Source organism: Aeromonas rivipollensis (assembly GCF_010974825.1).
GTDB classification, from domain to species: domain Bacteria; phylum Pseudomonadota; class Gammaproteobacteria; order Enterobacterales; family Aeromonadaceae; genus Aeromonas; species Aeromonas rivipollensis.
The window spans coordinates 43,032-60,310 of the sequence record NZ_JAAILA010000029.1; the positions used below are offsets into that span (position 1 = coordinate 43,032).

Consider the following 17,279-nt stretch of genomic DNA (forward strand, 5'->3'; position numbering starts at 1 on the left):
CTTGTTGCTAACGGATGTCGGACGGCGGGGTCAGTGTCCCGCCCGCTTGATGGGCAGCACCACGTACTGGCCGACAAACTCCACCGCCAGCTTGCGGCCGCTGAACAGCTGCACCCGCAGGCTGAACTTGGCGGACTCCCCGTTCTTGAGCGGCGCCAGCACGGCGGGCATCCCCTCCCGGGCGACCCTGGCCTCCGGCTCCTCGCTCACGGGTCTGTAATATTTGATGTTGCCCTCAGCCAGCACTGTATCCCCCCCCAGACCGGCCTCCTTGAGCTGCAGCCAGATGAGACCCCAGCCCGCCAGCACGCACTGACTGTAAATGCTGCCGGCGAACATGGTGTCGTGGACGTTGAGGTTGGCCGCCAGGTTGGCCTTGAGGTGGAAGGTCTGACCATCGTAGTGGGTGATGTGCACCCCCATCTTCTCGCTGATGGGGATCCCCCTCGACCAGCGGGTGGTGAGATCCTGACACCACTCGGGGCGGTACTGTATGGTCTGCAGCGGACTGATGGATTTGATCATCTGACGATGGGGAATGCGGCCGAAGGAGACGGGCCCCTCACCCACCTCGAGAAAACCGCACCTGCGATAGAACTCCACCGCCTCCTGGCGTGCGTTCATCACCAGCCGTTTCACCTTCTCGTCCCGGGCAAGCTGCTCGAGATCCTCCACCATGCGGGCCCCCAGCCCCTGACCGCGAAACTCCGGGCGCAGCGCCATAAAGCGGATCTGGGCCTCGTCCCCCCCGATGAAGAGGCGACCGACGGCAATGGGGGTACCGTCTTCGGCCAGCATCAGCCGATGAATGGCGACGGTATCGTATTCGTCACGCTCGGAGCCCACGGGCAGATTGAAGGGCTTGCGCAGGAGTTCCCAGCGTAACTGGTAGTAGGCATCCAGCTCTGCTGGGGTTTGGGGGGTGACTACCCGGTACATAAAGAGATCCTTGAGTTTGCGCCGACGGGCAGATTGAAGAGCTTGCGCACCAATGCCTCCCAGCGCAGCTGGTAGTAAGAGTCCAGCTCGGCTGCCGTTTGAGGAGTGACCACCCGGTACATAGCGACATCCTTGAGTTACACTGGTCGAAAGCCATCTTGCCGTGCAAATTCATGGACTTCAATCTGCAAGCGTACCAAGCCGATCACTTATTGCACCTCAGCGCCAAACCAGAACGCCGCCTCTCCATCCTGGAAAATGCCCGCCACCGCTGGCTGGAAATGGACGGCGTGGTGCAATCCGCCATGAGCCTGAGCCAGCCGGAACACCTCTGCCTACCCCATCAACAGAGCATCGCCGAGCGGCTGCCCGCAGAGGCGAACCGGATCCTGGAGCTGGGATTGGGAGGGGGGGATCTCACCCGCCATCTGGGGGCACGCTGGCCCGAGGCCCGCCACGACTGCGTGGATCTGGACGCCGAGATCCTCACCCTGTTCCAGCAGTTCTTCCAGGACGCCTCGCAGCGCCCCCCTAGGCTGCATCATGCGGACGCCCTGCACTTCCTGCTCCAGAGCCAGGACGCCTACGATCTGGTGCTGCTGGACTTGTTCAGCCAGGACGGCAATCCCCTGCTGCTGTTCCAGGCGCCCATCTATCAGGCGTTGGCCAGATGCCTGCACGGCACCCTCATCGTCAACCTGCTGCCACGGACCCACCTCGAACTGGCGCAGGCCAAACGGCTGGCCGAGGAGTGGATAGGCCCCACCAGCGCCCACGGGGTGCCGGGTTATCGCAACGTCATATTGCACGCCACCAATCTCACCTAGGGCCTGTTGCGGGCCCTCACTCTTGCGGCGGGTCACCACGAGAGCCCTCGGCAGGGTGAAAAGCCAGGCATCCTCGGCCTGGCGCCAGCAATGATACCTACACCTGCAGCCAGAAGGTCACGGGGCCGTCGTTGAGCAGCCTGACCTTCATGTCAGCGGCAAAACGTCCCGTCTCGGTCGGCATGCCGCCCTCCCTGGCCCGGGCAACGAAGTAGTCATAGAGCCGCTCGGCATCGCTCGGGTGGGCACCGCCGGAGAAGCTGGGTCGCATCCCCTTGCCGGTATCCGCCGCCAGGGTGAACTGGGAGACCACCAGCAGGCTGCCTCCGACCTGGCCCACATTGAGGTTCATCTTGCCCTCTGCATCGGAGAAGATGCGATAGCCGCTCACCTTGTGCAGCAGCTTGTCGGCCTTGGCCTCATCGTCCCCCTGCTCTACCCCGAGCAGCACCAGCAACCCCTGGCCTATGGCCCCGGTCACCTCTCCCTCGACGGTCACGCTGGCCTCGGATACCCGTTGGATCAATGCAATCACATCCCTCTCCTCTCAAAACAGAACGACCGCCGCCGTCGTCATGACGGGGCGGTCGTTGATGCTACCAATAAATGCCCTGCCCGGGCCAACGCCTTTCCCGCCGGGATCGGCGCTATGTCAGGCCAGCTCCTCGTTGCCCGGTTTCTCGTATTCCCCCAGGCAGGCGGTGGTCTCCGCGCCGAGCAACACCACCAACCAACTTAGATAGACCCAGACGAACAGAATGGATATCGGTGCCAACAATGAGCGGCTGACTCAAGCCAGCTCCTCGTTGCCGGGCTTCTCATACTCTCCGAGGCAGGCGGTGGTCTCCGCGCCGAGCAAGACCACCAACCAACTTAGATACACCCAGACGAACAGAATGGGGATGGTCGCCAGGGCGCCGTAGATGGCCTGATAGGAGGGGAAGTTGGTGATGTAGATGGAGAAGCCACGCTTGGCCAGCTCGAACAGGGTGGCCGCCACCAGGGCGCCGATCAAGGCGTGGGTCAGCCGCACCTTGCAGTTCGGCACCACGGTATAAATAAGCAGGAAGCCGAACACAGAGAACAGGAAGGGCAGGCTGCGCAGCACCAGATAGCCGGCGCCAAACAGGCTGTCAGCGGCAAACAGCTTCAGCGACAGTATGTAGGAGGAGATGGCGAGGCTGGCCCCGATGAGCACGGGGCCCAGGGTCAGTATCATCCAGTACATGGCAAAGGCCTGGGCCAGCGGTCGATTCTGGGTCGAACGCCAGATGTAGTTGAGGTTCTTGTCGATGGCAGAGATCAACATCAGCGCCACCACTATCAGGGCGCCTATGCCGACCGCAGTGGTGTTGGTGGCATTGGCCACGAAGCCGTCTATGTACTCCTTGAGCATCTCGCCGGCGGTGGGCACGAAGTTGTGATAGACGAACTGTTCCATCTGCTGTTTCAGGGTCTGGAATACCGGGAAGGCCGACATCATGCCGAACACCACGGCGACCATGGGCACCAGGGAGAGCAGGGTCACATAGGCCAGGTAACCGGCGGTGACCGTCAGCCTGTCCTGCTGGAAACGGCCCCAGACAAACTGGGCGAAATGGGCGCCATCGTGGCGCAAGAAGGAGACTGCGTGGGCCAGGCGGCCCCGGATTTGCTGCTGCATCTTGATTCTCGTAAGCGTCATCATGCAGATATTGTGTCAGATAGGGTGCCCATCTGACCACCCATGAGCCGATTCGCGGCCATCACCATCGACCAACTCAGAGCAAGAGGCCGCCGCGCGACCATAAAAAAAGAGGCCATAAGGCCTCTCTTTGGTCTGTCGATGAACAGCTATCGATCAAGCACGACCGGCGCGCTTGCGATCCATTTCGGTCAGCAGTTTCTTGCGGATACGGATGGCCTTGGGAGTGATCTCCACCAGCTCATCGTTGTCGATGAACTCGAGAGCCTGCTCCAGGGTCATGCGGATCGGCGGAGTCAGCACCTGGGCTTCATCGGTACCGGAGGCACGCATGTTGGTCAGCTGTTTGCCCTTCAGGCAGTTGACGGTCAGGTCGTTGGAGCGGGAGTGGATCCCGATCACCTGGCCTTCGTACACTTCGGTCGCGTGACCGATGAACAGACGACCGCGGTCTTGCAGACCGAACAGGGCGAAGGTCAGGGCCTTGCCGGTGGCGTTGGAGATCAGCACGCCGTTCTGACGCTCACCGATGCTGCCACCCTTGTGCGGACCGTAATGGTCGAAGGTGTGGTACAGCAGGCCGGTACCTGAGGTCATGGTCAGGAACTCGGTCTGGAAACCGATCAGGCCACGGCTCGGGATCATGAAGTCGAGACGGACACGGCCCTTGCCATCCGGGGTCATGTTGGTCATCTCGCCCTTACGCAGGCCGAGTTGCTCCATGACGGAACCTTGGTGGATCTCTTCCACGTCCACGGTCACGGTTTCGAACGGTTCGTGCAGCACGCCGTCAACGGTGCGCAGGATAACTTCCGGACGGGATACCGCCAGCTCGTAGCCTTCGCGACGCATGTTTTCGATCAGGATGGACAGGTGCAGTTCACCACGGCCGGAGACGCGGAACTTGTCCGGATCTTCGGTCTCTTCCACACGCAGGGCCACGTTGTGGACCAGCTCCTGGTTCAGACGCTCCAGAATGTTGCGGGAGGTCACGAACTTGCCTTCTTTGCCGGCGAACGGTGAGGTGTTGACCTGGAAGGTCATGTTCACGGTCGGCTCGTCGACGGAGAGCGGTGGCAGGGCTTCGACGGCATTGTTGTCACAGATGGTGTCGGAGATCTTCAGCTCGCCCAGACCGGTGATGGCGATGATGTCGCCCGCTTGCGCGTCGGCCACTTCGGTACGGGACAGACCCAGGTAGCCCAGCACCTGACCGACCTTGCCGGTACGGTTCTTGCCGTTGGCACCAACGATGGTGACCTGCTGGTTGGTCTTGACGCGACCACGGGTGATGCGGCCGATACCGATAACACCGACGTAGGAGTTGTAGTCCAGCTGGGAGATCTGCATCTGGAAGCCACCGGCGGGGTCACCCTTCGGCTGCTCGACGTTGTCAACGATGGCCTGGAACAGGGGTTCCATGTTGTCGGACTCGACGCTCTGGTCCAGGGTGGCCCAACCGTTCAGTGCAGAGGCGTAAACAACCTTGAAGTCCAGCTGTTCATCGGTGGCACCTAGGTTGTCGAACAGGTCGAATACCTGATCCATTACCCAGTCAGGACGAGCACCCGGACGGTCGATCTTGTTGATGACCACGATCGGCTTCAGACCCTGGGCGAAGGCTTTCTGGGTCACGAAACGGGTTTGCGGCATAGGACCGTCAACGGCGTCGACCAGCAGCAGCACGGAGTCAACCATGGACATTACGCGCTCAACTTCACCACCGAAGTCGGCGTGACCCGGGGTATCGACGATGTTGATGCGGTAGTCATTCCAGCGGATCGCAGTGTTCTTGGCGAGAATGGTAATACCACGTTCCTTTTCCAGATCGTTGGAATCCATCAGACGCTCTTGACCATCAGTGGTACGGTCCAGGGTTCCAGACTGCTGCAGCAGCTTATCAACCAGGGTAGTTTTGCCGTGGTCTACGTGCGCAATAATCGCAATATTGCGTAAGTTCTCTAACATTCTCGCCTCAAATCACCGGGTAAAATTGGGCGCTAATTGTACTCTCGCCTTTGTGATCTGCCTAGCAGAATTGCAGACCATTCGTGTACGACAGGGGATCTGGATCATGGACCCCGCGCCAAAAGCCTGCTTAGATGGTCTTGACACGTAGGCGCACCATCCTGGTGCACCAAAACGATCCAAGGTTGCACCACTTTGAGGCGCAGCCAAGCATGAAAGCGGGAGTCCCGACAGCCTGAAAGGGTGCAAATGCACTGAAATCAAGCTGTCACAAACTTGGCACGATACTGGCTTATGTGAATGTGATGACGCATTCACCCAAAGAGTTTTAACACCGGAGGTTACTTAGCATGTCAGCCCAGAACGTTTTGGCCCTGATCCAGGAACACGAAGTCAAGTTTGTTGATCTGCGTTTTACCGACACCAAGGGTAAAGAGCAGCACGTATCCATTCCTTCCCACCAGGTCGACGAAGACTTCTTCGAAGACGGCAAGATGTTCGATGGCTCCTCCATCGGCGGCTGGAAGGGCATCAACGAGTCTGACATGGTGCTGATGCCGGATCCGGCCTCCGCCAAACTGGACCCGTTCACCGAAGAGACCACGCTGAACATCGTCTGTGACGTGCTTGAACCTGCCACCATGCAAGGCTATGACCGCGATCCGCGCTCCATCGCCAAGCGTGCCGAAGATTTCCTGAAAGCCAGCGGCATCGCTGACACCGTGCTGTTCGGGCCGGAGCCGGAATTCTTCATGTTCGACAACATCACCTTCTCCAACACCATGGGCCACAGCTTCGTGAAGATCGAATCCGAAGAAGCTGCCTGGAACTCGGGTACCGAGTACGAGCACGGCAACAAGGGGCACCGTCCCTTCGTCAAGGGTGGCTACTTCCCGGTTGCGCCGGTTGACTCCTCCCAGGACATCCGTGCCGCCATGTGTCTGGTGCTGGAAGAGATGGGCCAGGTCGTTGAAGCTCACCACCACGAAGTGGCCACTGCCGGTCAGAACGAGATCGCAACCCGCTTCAACACCCTTACCCTGAAAGCTGACGAAGTGCAGGTGCTGAAGTACGTGATCCACAACGTGGCCCACGCCTACAACAAGACAGTCACCTTCATGCCGAAACCCATGTTCGGTGACAACGGCTCCGGCATGCACTGCCACCAGTCCCTGGCCAAGAACGGCGTCAACCTGTTCGCCGGTGACCTGTACGGCGGTCTGTCCGAGATGGCGCTGCACTACATCGGCGGCATCATCAAGCACGCCAAGGCCATCAACGCCTTCGCCAACCCGACCACCAACTCCTACAAGCGTCTGGTGCCGGGCTATGAAGCCCCCGTCATGCTGGCCTACTCCGCCCGCAACCGCTCTGCTTCCATCCGTATCCCGGTGGTGCCGAGCCCGAAAGCCCGCCGCATCGAAGTGCGCTTCCCGGATCCTGCTGCCAACCCCTACCTGGCCTTCGCTGCCCAGCTGATGGCCGGTCTGGACGGCATCATCAACAAGATCCATCCGGGCGATGCCATGGACAAGAACTTGTATGACCTGCCGCCGGAAGAAGCCGCAGAAGTGCCGACCGTTGCCGGTTCCCTGGACGAGGCCCTGTCCGCACTGGATGCTGACCGCGAGTTCCTGACCCGTGGCGGCGTCTTCAGCGACGACTTCATCAACTCCTACCTGGAGCTGAAGCAGCATGACGTGGATCGTGTCCGCATGACCCCGCACCCGCTGGAGTTCGAGCTGTACTACTCCGTCTAATCCGGTGCCCATTGCTTCATCATGACAAACCCGCCATCTGGCGGGTTTTTTATCTAAGGGGCTGAAATATCATGACTCATTGCCTCACGCAGCATGGGGCTAGGGCTCAGCGAACTCATTTTTCACCGCCGATCCGACAATAAACCCGACATTTTTTTCTCTGATAGGATTAAGGTGAACCCCGTCAAGGAGAGATGGATGAAAACAGTACACCCGACATGGACGCTGGGCCTCTTGCTGATGATCTCCTGCACCGCCCAGGCGGCCAGAGTATATTCCTGGGTCGACCCTCAAGGGGTGACCCATTACACCGACGCCCCTCCCCCCGGCAAGAACGCCAGGGAGTTAGACCTGCGGGTCTCCCCCCTCATCGGCACCTCGCCCCACTCGGTCCAGGTCGACGACTTCAACAGCCTGACCGGCGTCGATGCCAGGAAGGCCCAGGAAGCTGCCCCCCTGGAGATAGAACTGCTCTCCCCAGAGCCGGGCAGCACATTGCGCGACAACACGGGCAACATCGTCTTCCAGGCACAGGTCCATCCCCAGGCGCCGGTGCAATATGACGTGCGCCTGCTGCTGAACGACAAGGCCATTCCCCTCGTTCACAACAGCCTGGCCATCCGGGTTGAGAACCTCCCTCGCGGCGCCTACGAGGCACGGCTCGAGCTGCTTACCAAAGACGGTACGATCCTTGCTAAATCCAAAGCAGCCACCTTTTACCTGCATAGAACGACTGTGAATCCAGCTCCCAAAGCCACCCCCAAGGCCAATTAGGGGTGATGTGACGCACCGATGCGGGTAAACTCAATGCACCATATCGGTGCATAACAGGTGTAAAGCACCGTTTTAGGGAGAAACCTGTGCCAACCCGCTCGGATCACGCCAAGACACTCTTGGACAACCTGCTGACCGCCGTCATCCTGATGGATGAGCGGCTCTGCATTCAATTCGTCAACCCGGCGGCCGAACAGCTGCTTTCCCTCAGCGAACGGCGACTGATCGGGATCGAACTGCCCCATCTGCTGGAGCACATCTCCCTCGACCTGCAACGATTCAAGCAGTGCCTCATTTCGGGGCAGGGCTTCACCGACAGCGAAGTCACCCTGGTGGTGGAGGGAGAGCCCAGGCTGGTGGAGATCAGCGTGAGCCCCATGGCCGACCACGAGCAGCGGCTGATGGTGGTGGAGCTGCGCAAAATCGATCAGCAGAAGAAGATCAGCCAGGAGCTGCAACAGCATGCCCAGCAGCAGGCCGCCAAGGAGCTGGTGCGCGGGCTGGCCCACGAGATCAAGAACCCCCTCGGGGGTCTGCGCGGCGCGGCCCAGCTGTTGCAAAAGGAGCTGCCGGACCCGGCCCTGCGTGAATACACCGGCATCATCATAGAGCAGGCCGATCGCCTGCGGGTGCTGGTCGATCGTCTGCTCGGCCCCCAGCGGCCGGGACGCCATCAGATGCACAATGTGCATTCGGTGCTGGAGCAGGTGCGCCGCCTGGTAGATCTGGAACTGCCGCCCCAGATCCGCATCGAGCGGGACTACGACCCCAGCATTCCCGAGTTCGAGATGGAGCCGGACCAGCTGCAGCAGGCGTTTCTCAACATAGTCCGCAATGCCGCCGAGGCCCTAGGTGACCAGACCGGGCTCATCCGCATCAAGACCCGCACCGCCTTCCAGATCACCATCCACGGACAACGCTATCGCCTGGCAGCAGAGATCAAGATCATCGACAACGGCCCCGGCATTCCCGATGCCATTCGCGACACCCTCTTCTACCCCATGATCACCGGCAAGGAGGGGGGCACAGGCCTCGGCCTCTCCATCGCCCAGAACCTGATCGATCAGCACAAGGGACGCATCGACTGCATCAGCTGGCCCGGCCACACCGAATTCACCATCTACCTACCACTTCGCAAGTAAGGGAACCTCATGACAGCAAAAGTGTGGATCGTCGATGACGACAGCTCCATCCGGTGGGTCCTGGAGCGCACCCTTGGTAGCGAAGGCTTCGAATGCGAGAGCTTTGCCGACGGCGAAGCCCTGCTGAGTTCGCTGGAGATGCGCTCGCCGGACGTGATCCTCTCCGATATCCGCATGCCGGGCATCGACGGCCTGAGCCTGCTGGAACAGATCCACCGCCGCCAGGCGGATCTGCCCATCATCATCATGACGGCGCACTCGGATCTCGACAGCGCGGTCAACGCCTACCAGCGCGGCGCCTTCGAATACCTGCCCAAGCCGTTCGACATCGACGAGGCTGTCACCCTGGTGCGCCGCGCCGAGAATCATCTGAAAGAGCAGCGCACCAAGCGCAAGGCGCGCCAACAGGAGGCCACCACCACCCCGGAGATCATCGGTGAGGCCCCCGCCATGCAGGAGGTGTTTCGCGCCATAGGCCGACTGTCCCGCTCCAGCATCTCGGTGCTGATCAACGGCCAGAGCGGCACCGGCAAGGAGCTGGTCGCCCATGCCCTGCACAAGCACAGCCCGCGCGCCCACAAGAACTTCATCGCCCTCAACATGGCGGCCATCCCGAAGGATCTCATCGAATCCGAGCTGTTCGGCCATGAGAAGGGGGCCTTCACCGGTGCCAACAACATACGTCACGGCCGTTTCGAGCAGGCCGACGGCGGCACCCTGTTTCTCGACGAAATAGGCGACATGCCCCTCGACGTCCAGACCCGGCTGCTGCGGGTGCTGGCCGATGGCCAGTTCTACCGGGTCGGCGGCCATCAACCGGTGCAGGTGGACGTGCGGATCATCGCCGCCACCCACCAGAATCTGGAGAAACGGGTCGCCGACGGCGAGTTTCGCGAAGACCTGTTCCACCGCCTCAACGTCATCCGCATCCATATCCCCGCCCTCAAGGAGAGACGGGAGGACATACCCCAGCTGGCCCAGCACTTCCTGCTGAGGGCCGCCAAGGAGCTGAACGTGGAGGCCAAGAGCCTGCACCCGGATACCCAGACCTACATCAGCCGCCTGCCCTGGCCCGGCAACGTGCGCCAGCTGGAGAACGTCTGCCGCTGGTTGACCGTGATGGCCTCGGGCCAGGAGGTGCTGGTCGGCGATCTGCCCACCGAGCTGCTGACCCCCATCACCAGCACGGCGGAACCCGGCCAGCCCGCGCTGACCGGTGGCTGGCAGCAACAACTGCAGGACTGGGTGGCCGCCAAGCTGGCGCTGGGGGAGACCGACATCCTGGCCGACGCCATGCCCCAGTTCGAGCGGATCATGCTGGAGACGGCGCTGGAGCACACCCATGGCCACAAGCAGGAGGCCGCCCGCCTGCTCGGCTGGGGTCGCAATACCCTGACCCGCAAGCTCAAGGAACTCGACATTCCCTGAGTCTTCGGGAAAAACGATTCCCATCACGCCTTGAGGGAAAGCCTGACCAATCAGACCCCGTTTGCCTGCAAACGGGGTATCTTTTTCAAGATCCCCGCCTAGAATGACAGGCTTTCCAACCCGACTCGCAGAAGGCGCCATCATGATTGACAGATCCCTCCCCCTGACCGACCTGCACCGCCATCTGGATGGCAACATCCGTCCGCAGACCATTCTCGAGCTGGGTCGCCTGCACAACATCCAGCTGCCAGCCGATGAGCTGGAGGCCCTGCGCCCCCACGTGCAGATCGTCGAGAACGAGCCGAGTCTGGTGGCCTTCCTGAAGAAACTGGACTGGGGCGTGGCCGTGCTGGCCGATTACGACGCCTGCCGCCGGGTCGCCTACGAGAACGTGGAAGATCTGCTGCGCGCCGGCATCGACTATGCCGAGCTGCGCTTCAGCCCCGCCTACATGGCGATGGCCCACAAGCTGCATCCGCAGGGTGTGGTGGAAGCCATCATCGACGGCGTGGCCGCCGGCAGCCGCGACTTTGGCATCAAGACCAACCTGATCGGCATCATGAGCCGCACCTTCGGCACCGAGCAGTGCAACAAGGAGCTGGCCGCCTGTCTGGCCCATCGCGACAAGCTGGTCGCCATCGATCTGGCCGGTGACGAGCTGGGCTTCCCGGGGGAACTCTTTACCGATCACTTCCGCAAGGTGCGGGATGCGGGCATGCGCGTCACCGTGCACGCCGGTGAAGCGGCGGGCCCCGAGAGCATGTGGCAGGCCATTCGCGATCTGGGCGCCGAGCGTATCGGTCACGGTGTCAAGGCCATCCAGGATCCGGCCCTGATGGCCTATCTGGCGGAGCACCGCATCGGCATCGAGTCCTGCCTCACCTCCAATATCCAGACCACCACTGTCGCCAACCTGACCGAGCACCCGATCCGCCAGTTCCTGGCCGCCGGCGTGCTGGCCTGCCTCAACACCGACGACCCCGCAGTGGAAGGCATTGACCTGCCCCATGAATACGAGGTGGCCGCCCCGGCCGCCGGCATGACGGCGAGCGAGATCCGCACCGCCCAGCAGAACGGCCTGACCCTGGCCTTCCTGAGCGATGGCGAGAAAGCCGAGCTGAGCGCCCGCGCCGCCAGCCGCTGAGTCTTGAGCCGCTTGCTTACTCCATAAAAAAACCGCCGAGAGGCGGTTTTTTTATCTTCAGCGCCGGGCTGCCGGTTCAGATCACCCGGGAGAACTGCTGCTGGCGCGCCTTGCTGCGCAGGTAGACATCGAAGCACATGCAGATGTTGCGAATGAGCAGCTGACCGGTGGAGACCACCTCAAGTCCGTCGTCTGTCATGCGCACCAGACCATCGTCGATGAAAGTCTGCAGCAGCTTGAGATCTTCGGCGAAGTACTCCCGGAAGACCAGGTCATGGGCCTGCTCGACGGCGGCGAAGTTCAGGGAGAAGTCGCAGATGAGGCGCTTGATCACCTCGCGGCGGATCAGATCGTCCCGGTTGAGGGAGCACCCCTTCCACTGGGCGTGGCCGAGCGTCTCCACCTGGGCGTAATAGGTTTTGAGATCCTTCTGATTCTGGGAGTAGGCATCCCCCATCATGCTGATGGAAGAGACCCCCAGCCCCAGCAAATCGCAATCCCCCTGGGTGGTGTAGCCCTGGAAGTTGCGGTGCAGCTTGCCCTCGCGCTGGGCCACCGCCAGCTCGTCATCGGGCTTGGCGAAGTGATCCATGCCGATGAACTGATAACCCTGACCGGTGAGGAAGGCGATGGTGTCCTGCAGCATGGCCAGCTTCTCCCGGGGCGCCGGCATGTCTTCCTCCTTCAGCTTGTGCTGGGCGGCGAAGCGGCTCGGCAGGTGGGCATAGTTGAAGATGGAGAGGCGGGCCGGATCCGTCTTGAGCACTTCCTCCAGGGTGTGGTGGAAGCTCTCCCGGTTCTGGTGCGGCAGGCCGTAGATGAGGTCGAGATTGGTGGAGCGGAACCCCAATGCCCGGGCGCGCTCCAGCATGGCGCGGATGAAGTCGTTGTCCTGCTCGCGGTTGACCGCGACCTGGACCGCCTTGTTGAAATCCTGCACGCCGAGGCTAATGCGGTTGAAGCCCAGCTCCCGCAGCACATCCAGCATGGAGAGTTCGATCTCGCGCGGGTCTACCTCTATGCTGATCTCCCCCTCATCCTCAAACCGGAAGTGCTCCCGCAAGATGGCCATCAGGCGACGGGTCTGCCCTTCGTTCAGATAGGTGGGGGTGCCGCCGCCCCAGTGCAGCTGGGTCACCAGCCGGTGTTTGAACAGGGGGGCCTGCGCCTTGATCTCCTGCTCGAGGTAATCGAGGTATTGATCGGCCTTGTGCTGGTGACGGGTGATCACCTTGTTGCAGCCGCAGTAGTAGCAAAGCTTGTGGCAGAAGGGGATGTGCACGTAGAGCGACAGATTGCGCGCCGGATACTGGCCCGCGGCCTGGACGAAGTCCGGATAACCGAAGCCCTCGTTGAACTCCAGCGCGGTGGGATAGGAGGTGTAACGCGGGCCGCTGTAGTTATATTTCTCGATCAGGGCCTGATCCCACACAATCTGTTCTGCTTGCACGCTTGCTTCCTCTTTCTTTGTTATCCAGGGCTCACCGGCTTAGCTGAAAGTCCTTCAGTCGGGCGACATCCTTGAGGATCTGCGCCTCCAGCTCGGCCTCGTAGCCGCTGCGTTCGAGATCCATCTTCATCACTTCGTTGCGCTTGAGGGCTCGCCTCGCCTCGTGAGTCGGCATCTCCTTCACCTTCTCGTAGAGGCCATAGAGACCAGGGAATTCATTGGCGAAGGCTCGCCCTCCCTTGATCTGCAAGGCATCCAGCAGGTTGGTCAGCCGGATGGCCCCCTCCGAGTAGTCGCACTGACCATCCCGTACCGCATGGGCTATCACCCTGACGCTGTCGAGGATGCGCTCGTTGCGGGCCGCGATGGCCTGCCGCTGCATGTCGTGCTGACGCTTGAGACGTGCCAGCAGGGTGCCGGCATAGACAGCCAGCCCCAGCAAGACAAGGCCCCCCAGCAGGGCGGCCAGCATCCATCCACTCATCACTTCTTCTTCGGCTCGGGCTTGGGTTCGGGCTGATAGTCAACCTGGCTGAAACGCTCCCACAGCTCTTCCTCGGAGGCAGGCTGTCTCGGCTCTTCATACTCGACGTCGTCAAAATCACCGTCGTCATCTTCGTCGGTGTCTATGATGCCGAGCTCGTCCATCAGCTCCTGATAGCGATCGACGCGCTGATCGACCCAGGCCTGCTCGGCCGCTTCCAGAGTTTCGCCGGCATCCAGTCGATCCAGCAGATCGTTCAGGCGATCATCATTCTCGATGGAGGCCAGCTCCTGCTCGGGCGTCATCACCAACTTCTTCTCTTTTTGTGGTTTGGCCACCACGGACTGGGACTTCTTCTCTTCCACGATCAGCACGACCGGCTTGCGGGAACCGATGCGCGGATCCTTGGCCTGCTTGCCACTACCGCCCTTGTTACCTTGCTCGACCTGCTGACGGGAGCCCGCCTTCAAGCCCTTGCGCTTGGCGGCGCGTTTGCGCTCACGACCTTCCAGGGCACTGGCATCTGATTCTTTGCGCTTGCCGGTAGGCTTGCGGGTGGGTTGTTTGGCCGACATGAATGACTCCGACAAATAACTGGATTGAAACCCCCGGGATTGTTTCGTCCGGGGAGGATGCTGAAGTGGGGAACAGTAAATCTGGAACAAGAGTGGGATCCCGCACCAATTCGACCATATTCGGTCGCTGAACACCGCAGGATCGGCATCCTCTGGGCATGTTGCTGGTATTTTGACACAGAATGCCTTGGCGGGTTAATGACCCAACAGAAAAAAGGCAGCCGAAGCTGCCTTGATCCTGTCATGCGAGTCCCATTCCCTGGCTGCAAATCGCCTTATCCCTGGGCGTACCTCTGCGCATCATGTCGTTAGGTCTTCCTGACCCTTGTTGCTCGATCCTGAATGTGCGTGTGCTTGTCTAACCCATGCGGACAACATCCGGTCGTCTTTCTGGGGTGGTTGCCTCCCGCAGCCCCGCTCATCCCTGGCGGTCACCATCCTGGTCTCAGACTCTCTTGCTCATCACTTGTCTGCTGAGCCGACTCCCTGTCCAACCCGAACGCCAACAGCTCGTCAGGTCATTCCATGAGCTCACTGTAACAATTTCGCAGTCGGGCTCAATCCACCCGGTATGCTTTCAAATGAAGATTAGTGGCCATCTCATGTTTAACATATTGAAAGTTATAGCTTCCGCATCGAAGGCTGAACGCTGTTTCAGCCCCGACCAGACTCGGAAATGGGGGATCTCTTACAACAATGCAGGGCATTTGCAGGCACTGCGCCAGAAACCCCAAAAAAGAGCAGGGAACCTTGATAGTTCCCTGCTCTTTTCAACAAGATAGATTCAGGACCTTATCAGTGCAGACCCGCCACGTATTTGGAGAGGGCTTCGATATCCTGATCCGTCAGCTTCTTGGCCACATCCCGCATCATGCCATTGGGGTCATTGTCGCGGGCTGCCGCACGGAAGGCGTTGAGCTGCGCCTTGATATACGCAGGGTGCTGCCCCGACAAGCTGGGATACTTGGCCTGCTCGACGCCGGAACCGCGCGGACCATGGCAGGCGGTACAGGCAGCCAGGCCACGTTCCATGTCGCCTCCCATATAGAGCGCCTTGCCTGCGGCAACCACGTCATCGGGCACGGCAACCGGAGTCACCTTCTGGCTGGAGAAGTAGGCCGCCAGGTCGTCCATGTCCTGATCGGACAGAGGCAACGCCATGGGTCCCATGATGGGAGCAACCCGACCAGTTTGGCCAGAAGCTGCAGCCTTCAGTTCAACTAATTGTTTTTTGATATATGATGCGTGCTGACCAGCAATCTTGGGATACATGTCGACTGGGCTGTTGCCGTCCGGTCCATGACAGGCCGCACAGACGGCAGCCTTGGTTTGTCCCGCAGCGGCATCGCCCTTGGCTTGTGCCATCCCAGTTACGCCAACCATCAGAGCAAGTGTAATGACTAGGTTCTTCATGGCGTTCCAACTTTCTCGTTATTAGACTTCCAGATCCCATGCCGCCGAAGGCATGTTAAAATAAACGCGTTTAAACGACGCCATTTTACACGATTTCACAAAAAAGTAACTCTATAACCCTCTATCTCTATGGGGAATTTACGTTGGATACACAAACTCTGAATTTCAATAAGGTGCATTTTGTGACCAGCGCACCCGACATCCGCCACCTGCCAAATGATGGGGGTGTCGAGATTGCGTTTGCCGGGCGTTCCAACGCCGGTAAATCATCTGCATTGAATACCTTGACCAAACACAAGAACCTGGCACGGACCAGTAAGACACCGGGCCGTACCCAGCTGATCAACCTGTTTGAACTGGAACCGGGCAAGCGCCTGGTCGACTTGCCGGGCTACGGTTATGCGCAGGTTCCGCTGGAAATGAAGCTCAAGTGGCAAAAGTCACTGGCTGAATACCTGCAGCGCCGCGAATCCTTGAAAGGTCTGGTGATCCTGATGGACATTCGCCATCCGCTCAAAGAGACCGACATGAACATGCTGGAGTGGAGCTCACACCGCGAGCTGCCGGTGATGCTGCTGCTGACCAAGGCAGACAAGCTGAGCCCGGGCCCCCGCAACAACCAGGTGATCAAGGTGCGCCAGGCAGTAGCCGAGCTGGGTCCGCAGATCCAGGTTGAGGCCTTCTCCTCCCTCAACAACATAGGCGTCGAGAAGTTGGCCCAGACCCTGAGCGGCTGGTATCTGTCCAATGCCGAAACCGCTTCGATCGACACAGAAGAAGACCACCAGATCGAGGAGTAAATCGCTCCTCTTCTTGCTGCAATGAGCGGAGTTGGCCCTCCGCTGATTGAAAGACTTTCAGTTTTTCCCTGCCTGGGCCTGTCCCGCGCCCCCTTCTGTTACAACCTCTGTTACAACCCACCCCTATAGCTTATAAGTCTTTTCGATCAGAGAGATAGAGCGTTAGGCTGCTGTGAAAATTAACTTTCACTCTCTTTGACATCGTTTTCATCCGTCCCACCAAACAAACCGGGAATAATGCCGAACATCAACAAAACTGAAAATTTATTACAAGATAGGCCTGAAGAGAGATAAAAATGAGGCCAGTCTCGCTGTCGCGGACCGGCCTGAAGAAATGAGTTCAAAAAATTGGGAAAAAGCGAGTTCTCGAGAACAAAGACGATTGGTTTTCCTCAAGAAACATCCCTATTCTAACAAAAGATTGCCCAATTTAAAGCATTTACTCTAAATGCTGCGCATAAAAAAACACCCCGACGATGACTCATCGGGGCTGCTATTCAGCCACATTCAATTACGTGAAATAAAAGGTCTGAAAGATAGAACATCTTACCTCTGTACCCTACGCCGATAACTGTATAGCAAAGCAGCAGAAAGTGAAAGTAATTTATGTAATTTAGTTTCACCCAAAACGGGAAAGGTAAATTTCTATATTTTTCAAATGGATAAAAAAATCCCCAGTATAAATACCGGGGAGTTATAAAGGTGACTAGCTAGCACTTCCTCAACTATCTAGTTAGTCAGCACCATTTCGCACAAGTTCCGCTGCTTTGAGAAAAAACTTGATAAACGTGAGCGGCACTAGCCATGAATCATCACAAATCATTGTTACTTATAGATTTATATTTCTTTTTATAATGGCGCCAATTTCATTCTCCCACGCACGGGGAGCAG

16 protein-coding genes are annotated in these 17,279 nt (G+C 59.4%); 7 read left to right on the forward strand and 9 right to left on the reverse strand.

Annotated features, from left to right (window positions below; genetic code table 11):
- Nucleotides 1–30: 30 nt before the first annotated feature.
- Entirely contained in the window at nt 31–939 is a 909-nt protein-coding gene (locus G4923_RS16880; RefSeq protein ID WP_025325359.1) for a bifunctional GNAT family N-acetyltransferase/hotdog fold thioesterase, read from the reverse strand.
- A 173-nt stretch (nt 940–1,112) separates the two neighbouring features.
- Here G4923_RS16880 and G4923_RS16885 point away from each other — a divergent pair, with 173 nt between their 5' ends.
- On the forward strand, nt 1,113–1,766 hold the full coding sequence (locus G4923_RS16885) for a spermidine synthase (RefSeq protein WP_163137751.1): 654 nt from the start codon (nt 1,113–1,115) through the stop codon (nt 1,764–1,766).
- A 97-nt stretch (nt 1,767–1,863) separates the two neighbouring features.
- Here G4923_RS16885 and dtd read toward each other — a convergent pair whose 3' ends face one another.
- From dtd to typA, 4 genes are all read right to left on the reverse strand, one after another.
- The gene (gene dtd, locus G4923_RS16890) at nt 1,864–2,301 is read right to left on the reverse strand and encodes a D-aminoacyl-tRNA deacylase (RefSeq protein ID WP_139745014.1); all 438 of its coding nucleotides are present in this window, start codon (nt 2,299–2,301) and stop codon (nt 1,864–1,866) included.
- 117 nt (nt 2,302–2,418) lie between these two features.
- On the reverse strand, nt 2,419–2,544 hold the full coding sequence (locus G4923_RS16895; protein WP_374048969.1) for a ribonuclease BN: 126 nt from the start codon (nt 2,542–2,544) through the stop codon (nt 2,419–2,421).
- 12 nt (nt 2,545–2,556) lie between these two features.
- Nucleotides 2,557–3,429, reverse strand: coding sequence for a virulence factor BrkB family protein (locus G4923_RS16900; RefSeq protein WP_025325356.1), 873 nt, complete (start codon nt 3,427–3,429; stop codon nt 2,557–2,559).
- Nucleotides 3,430–3,606: 177 nt separating this feature from the next.
- On the reverse strand, nt 3,607–5,418 hold the full coding sequence (typA, locus tag G4923_RS16905; RefSeq protein ID WP_041206669.1) for a translational GTPase TypA: 1,812 nt from the start codon (nt 5,416–5,418) through the stop codon (nt 3,607–3,609).
- A 350-nt stretch (nt 5,419–5,768) separates the two neighbouring features.
- On the opposite strand from typA, the gene glnA reads away from it, so the two are divergent.
- The 5 genes from glnA (at nt 5,769) to add (ending at nt 11,666) form a co-directional block, all read left to right on the forward strand.
- On the forward strand, nt 5,769–7,178 hold the full coding sequence (glnA, locus tag G4923_RS16910; protein WP_025325354.1) for a glutamate--ammonia ligase: 1,410 nt from the start codon (nt 5,769–5,771) through the stop codon (nt 7,176–7,178).
- 198 nt (nt 7,179–7,376) lie between these two features.
- Nucleotides 7,377–7,952, forward strand: a complete 576-nt coding sequence (locus G4923_RS16915) for a DUF4124 domain-containing protein (RefSeq protein ID WP_106885256.1) — start codon at nt 7,377–7,379, stop codon at nt 7,950–7,952.
- 86 nt (nt 7,953–8,038) lie between these two features.
- On the forward strand, nt 8,039–9,094 hold the full coding sequence (glnL, locus tag G4923_RS16920; RefSeq protein WP_041206667.1) for a nitrogen regulation protein NR(II): 1,056 nt from the start codon (nt 8,039–8,041) through the stop codon (nt 9,092–9,094).
- Between the two features lie 9 nt (nt 9,095–9,103).
- Complete coding sequence (gene glnG, locus G4923_RS16925; protein WP_106885257.1) at nt 9,104–10,522, forward strand: nitrogen regulation protein NR(I); 1,419 nt, start codon at nt 9,104–9,106, stop codon at nt 10,520–10,522.
- Between the two features lie 142 nt (nt 10,523–10,664).
- Nucleotides 10,665–11,666, forward strand: coding sequence for an adenosine deaminase (gene add, locus G4923_RS16930; protein WP_163137752.1), 1,002 nt, complete (start codon nt 10,665–10,667; stop codon nt 11,664–11,666).
- Between the two features lie 76 nt (nt 11,667–11,742).
- Here add and hemN read toward each other — a convergent pair whose 3' ends face one another.
- From hemN to G4923_RS16950, 4 genes are all read right to left on the reverse strand, one after another.
- Nucleotides 11,743–13,116, reverse strand: a complete 1,374-nt coding sequence (gene hemN / locus G4923_RS16935) for an oxygen-independent coproporphyrinogen III oxidase (RefSeq protein WP_111911639.1) — start codon at nt 13,114–13,116, stop codon at nt 11,743–11,745.
- A gap of 31 nt (nt 13,117–13,147) precedes the next feature.
- Nucleotides 13,148–13,588 carry a DUF2489 domain-containing protein gene (locus G4923_RS16940; protein WP_111911641.1) on the reverse strand — a complete coding sequence of 147 codons (441 nt, stop codon included), beginning with the start codon at nt 13,586–13,588 and terminating at the stop codon, nt 13,148–13,150.
- A gap of 11 nt (nt 13,589–13,599) precedes the next feature.
- A complete protein-coding gene (gene yihI, locus G4923_RS16945; protein ID WP_111911643.1) occupies nt 13,600–14,175 on the reverse strand; it encodes a Der GTPase-activating protein YihI in 576 nt (191 codons plus the stop codon).
- 795 nt (nt 14,176–14,970) lie between these two features.
- A complete protein-coding gene (locus G4923_RS16950; RefSeq protein WP_163137753.1) occupies nt 14,971–15,588 on the reverse strand; it encodes a c-type cytochrome in 618 nt (205 codons plus the stop codon).
- A 143-nt stretch (nt 15,589–15,731) separates the two neighbouring features.
- Between G4923_RS16950 and yihA the strand changes: the two genes are divergently transcribed.
- A complete protein-coding gene (gene yihA, locus G4923_RS16955) occupies nt 15,732–16,388 on the forward strand; it encodes a ribosome biogenesis GTP-binding protein YihA/YsxC (RefSeq protein ID WP_106885262.1) in 657 nt (218 codons plus the stop codon).
- Nucleotides 16,389–17,279: the final 891 nt, after the last annotated feature.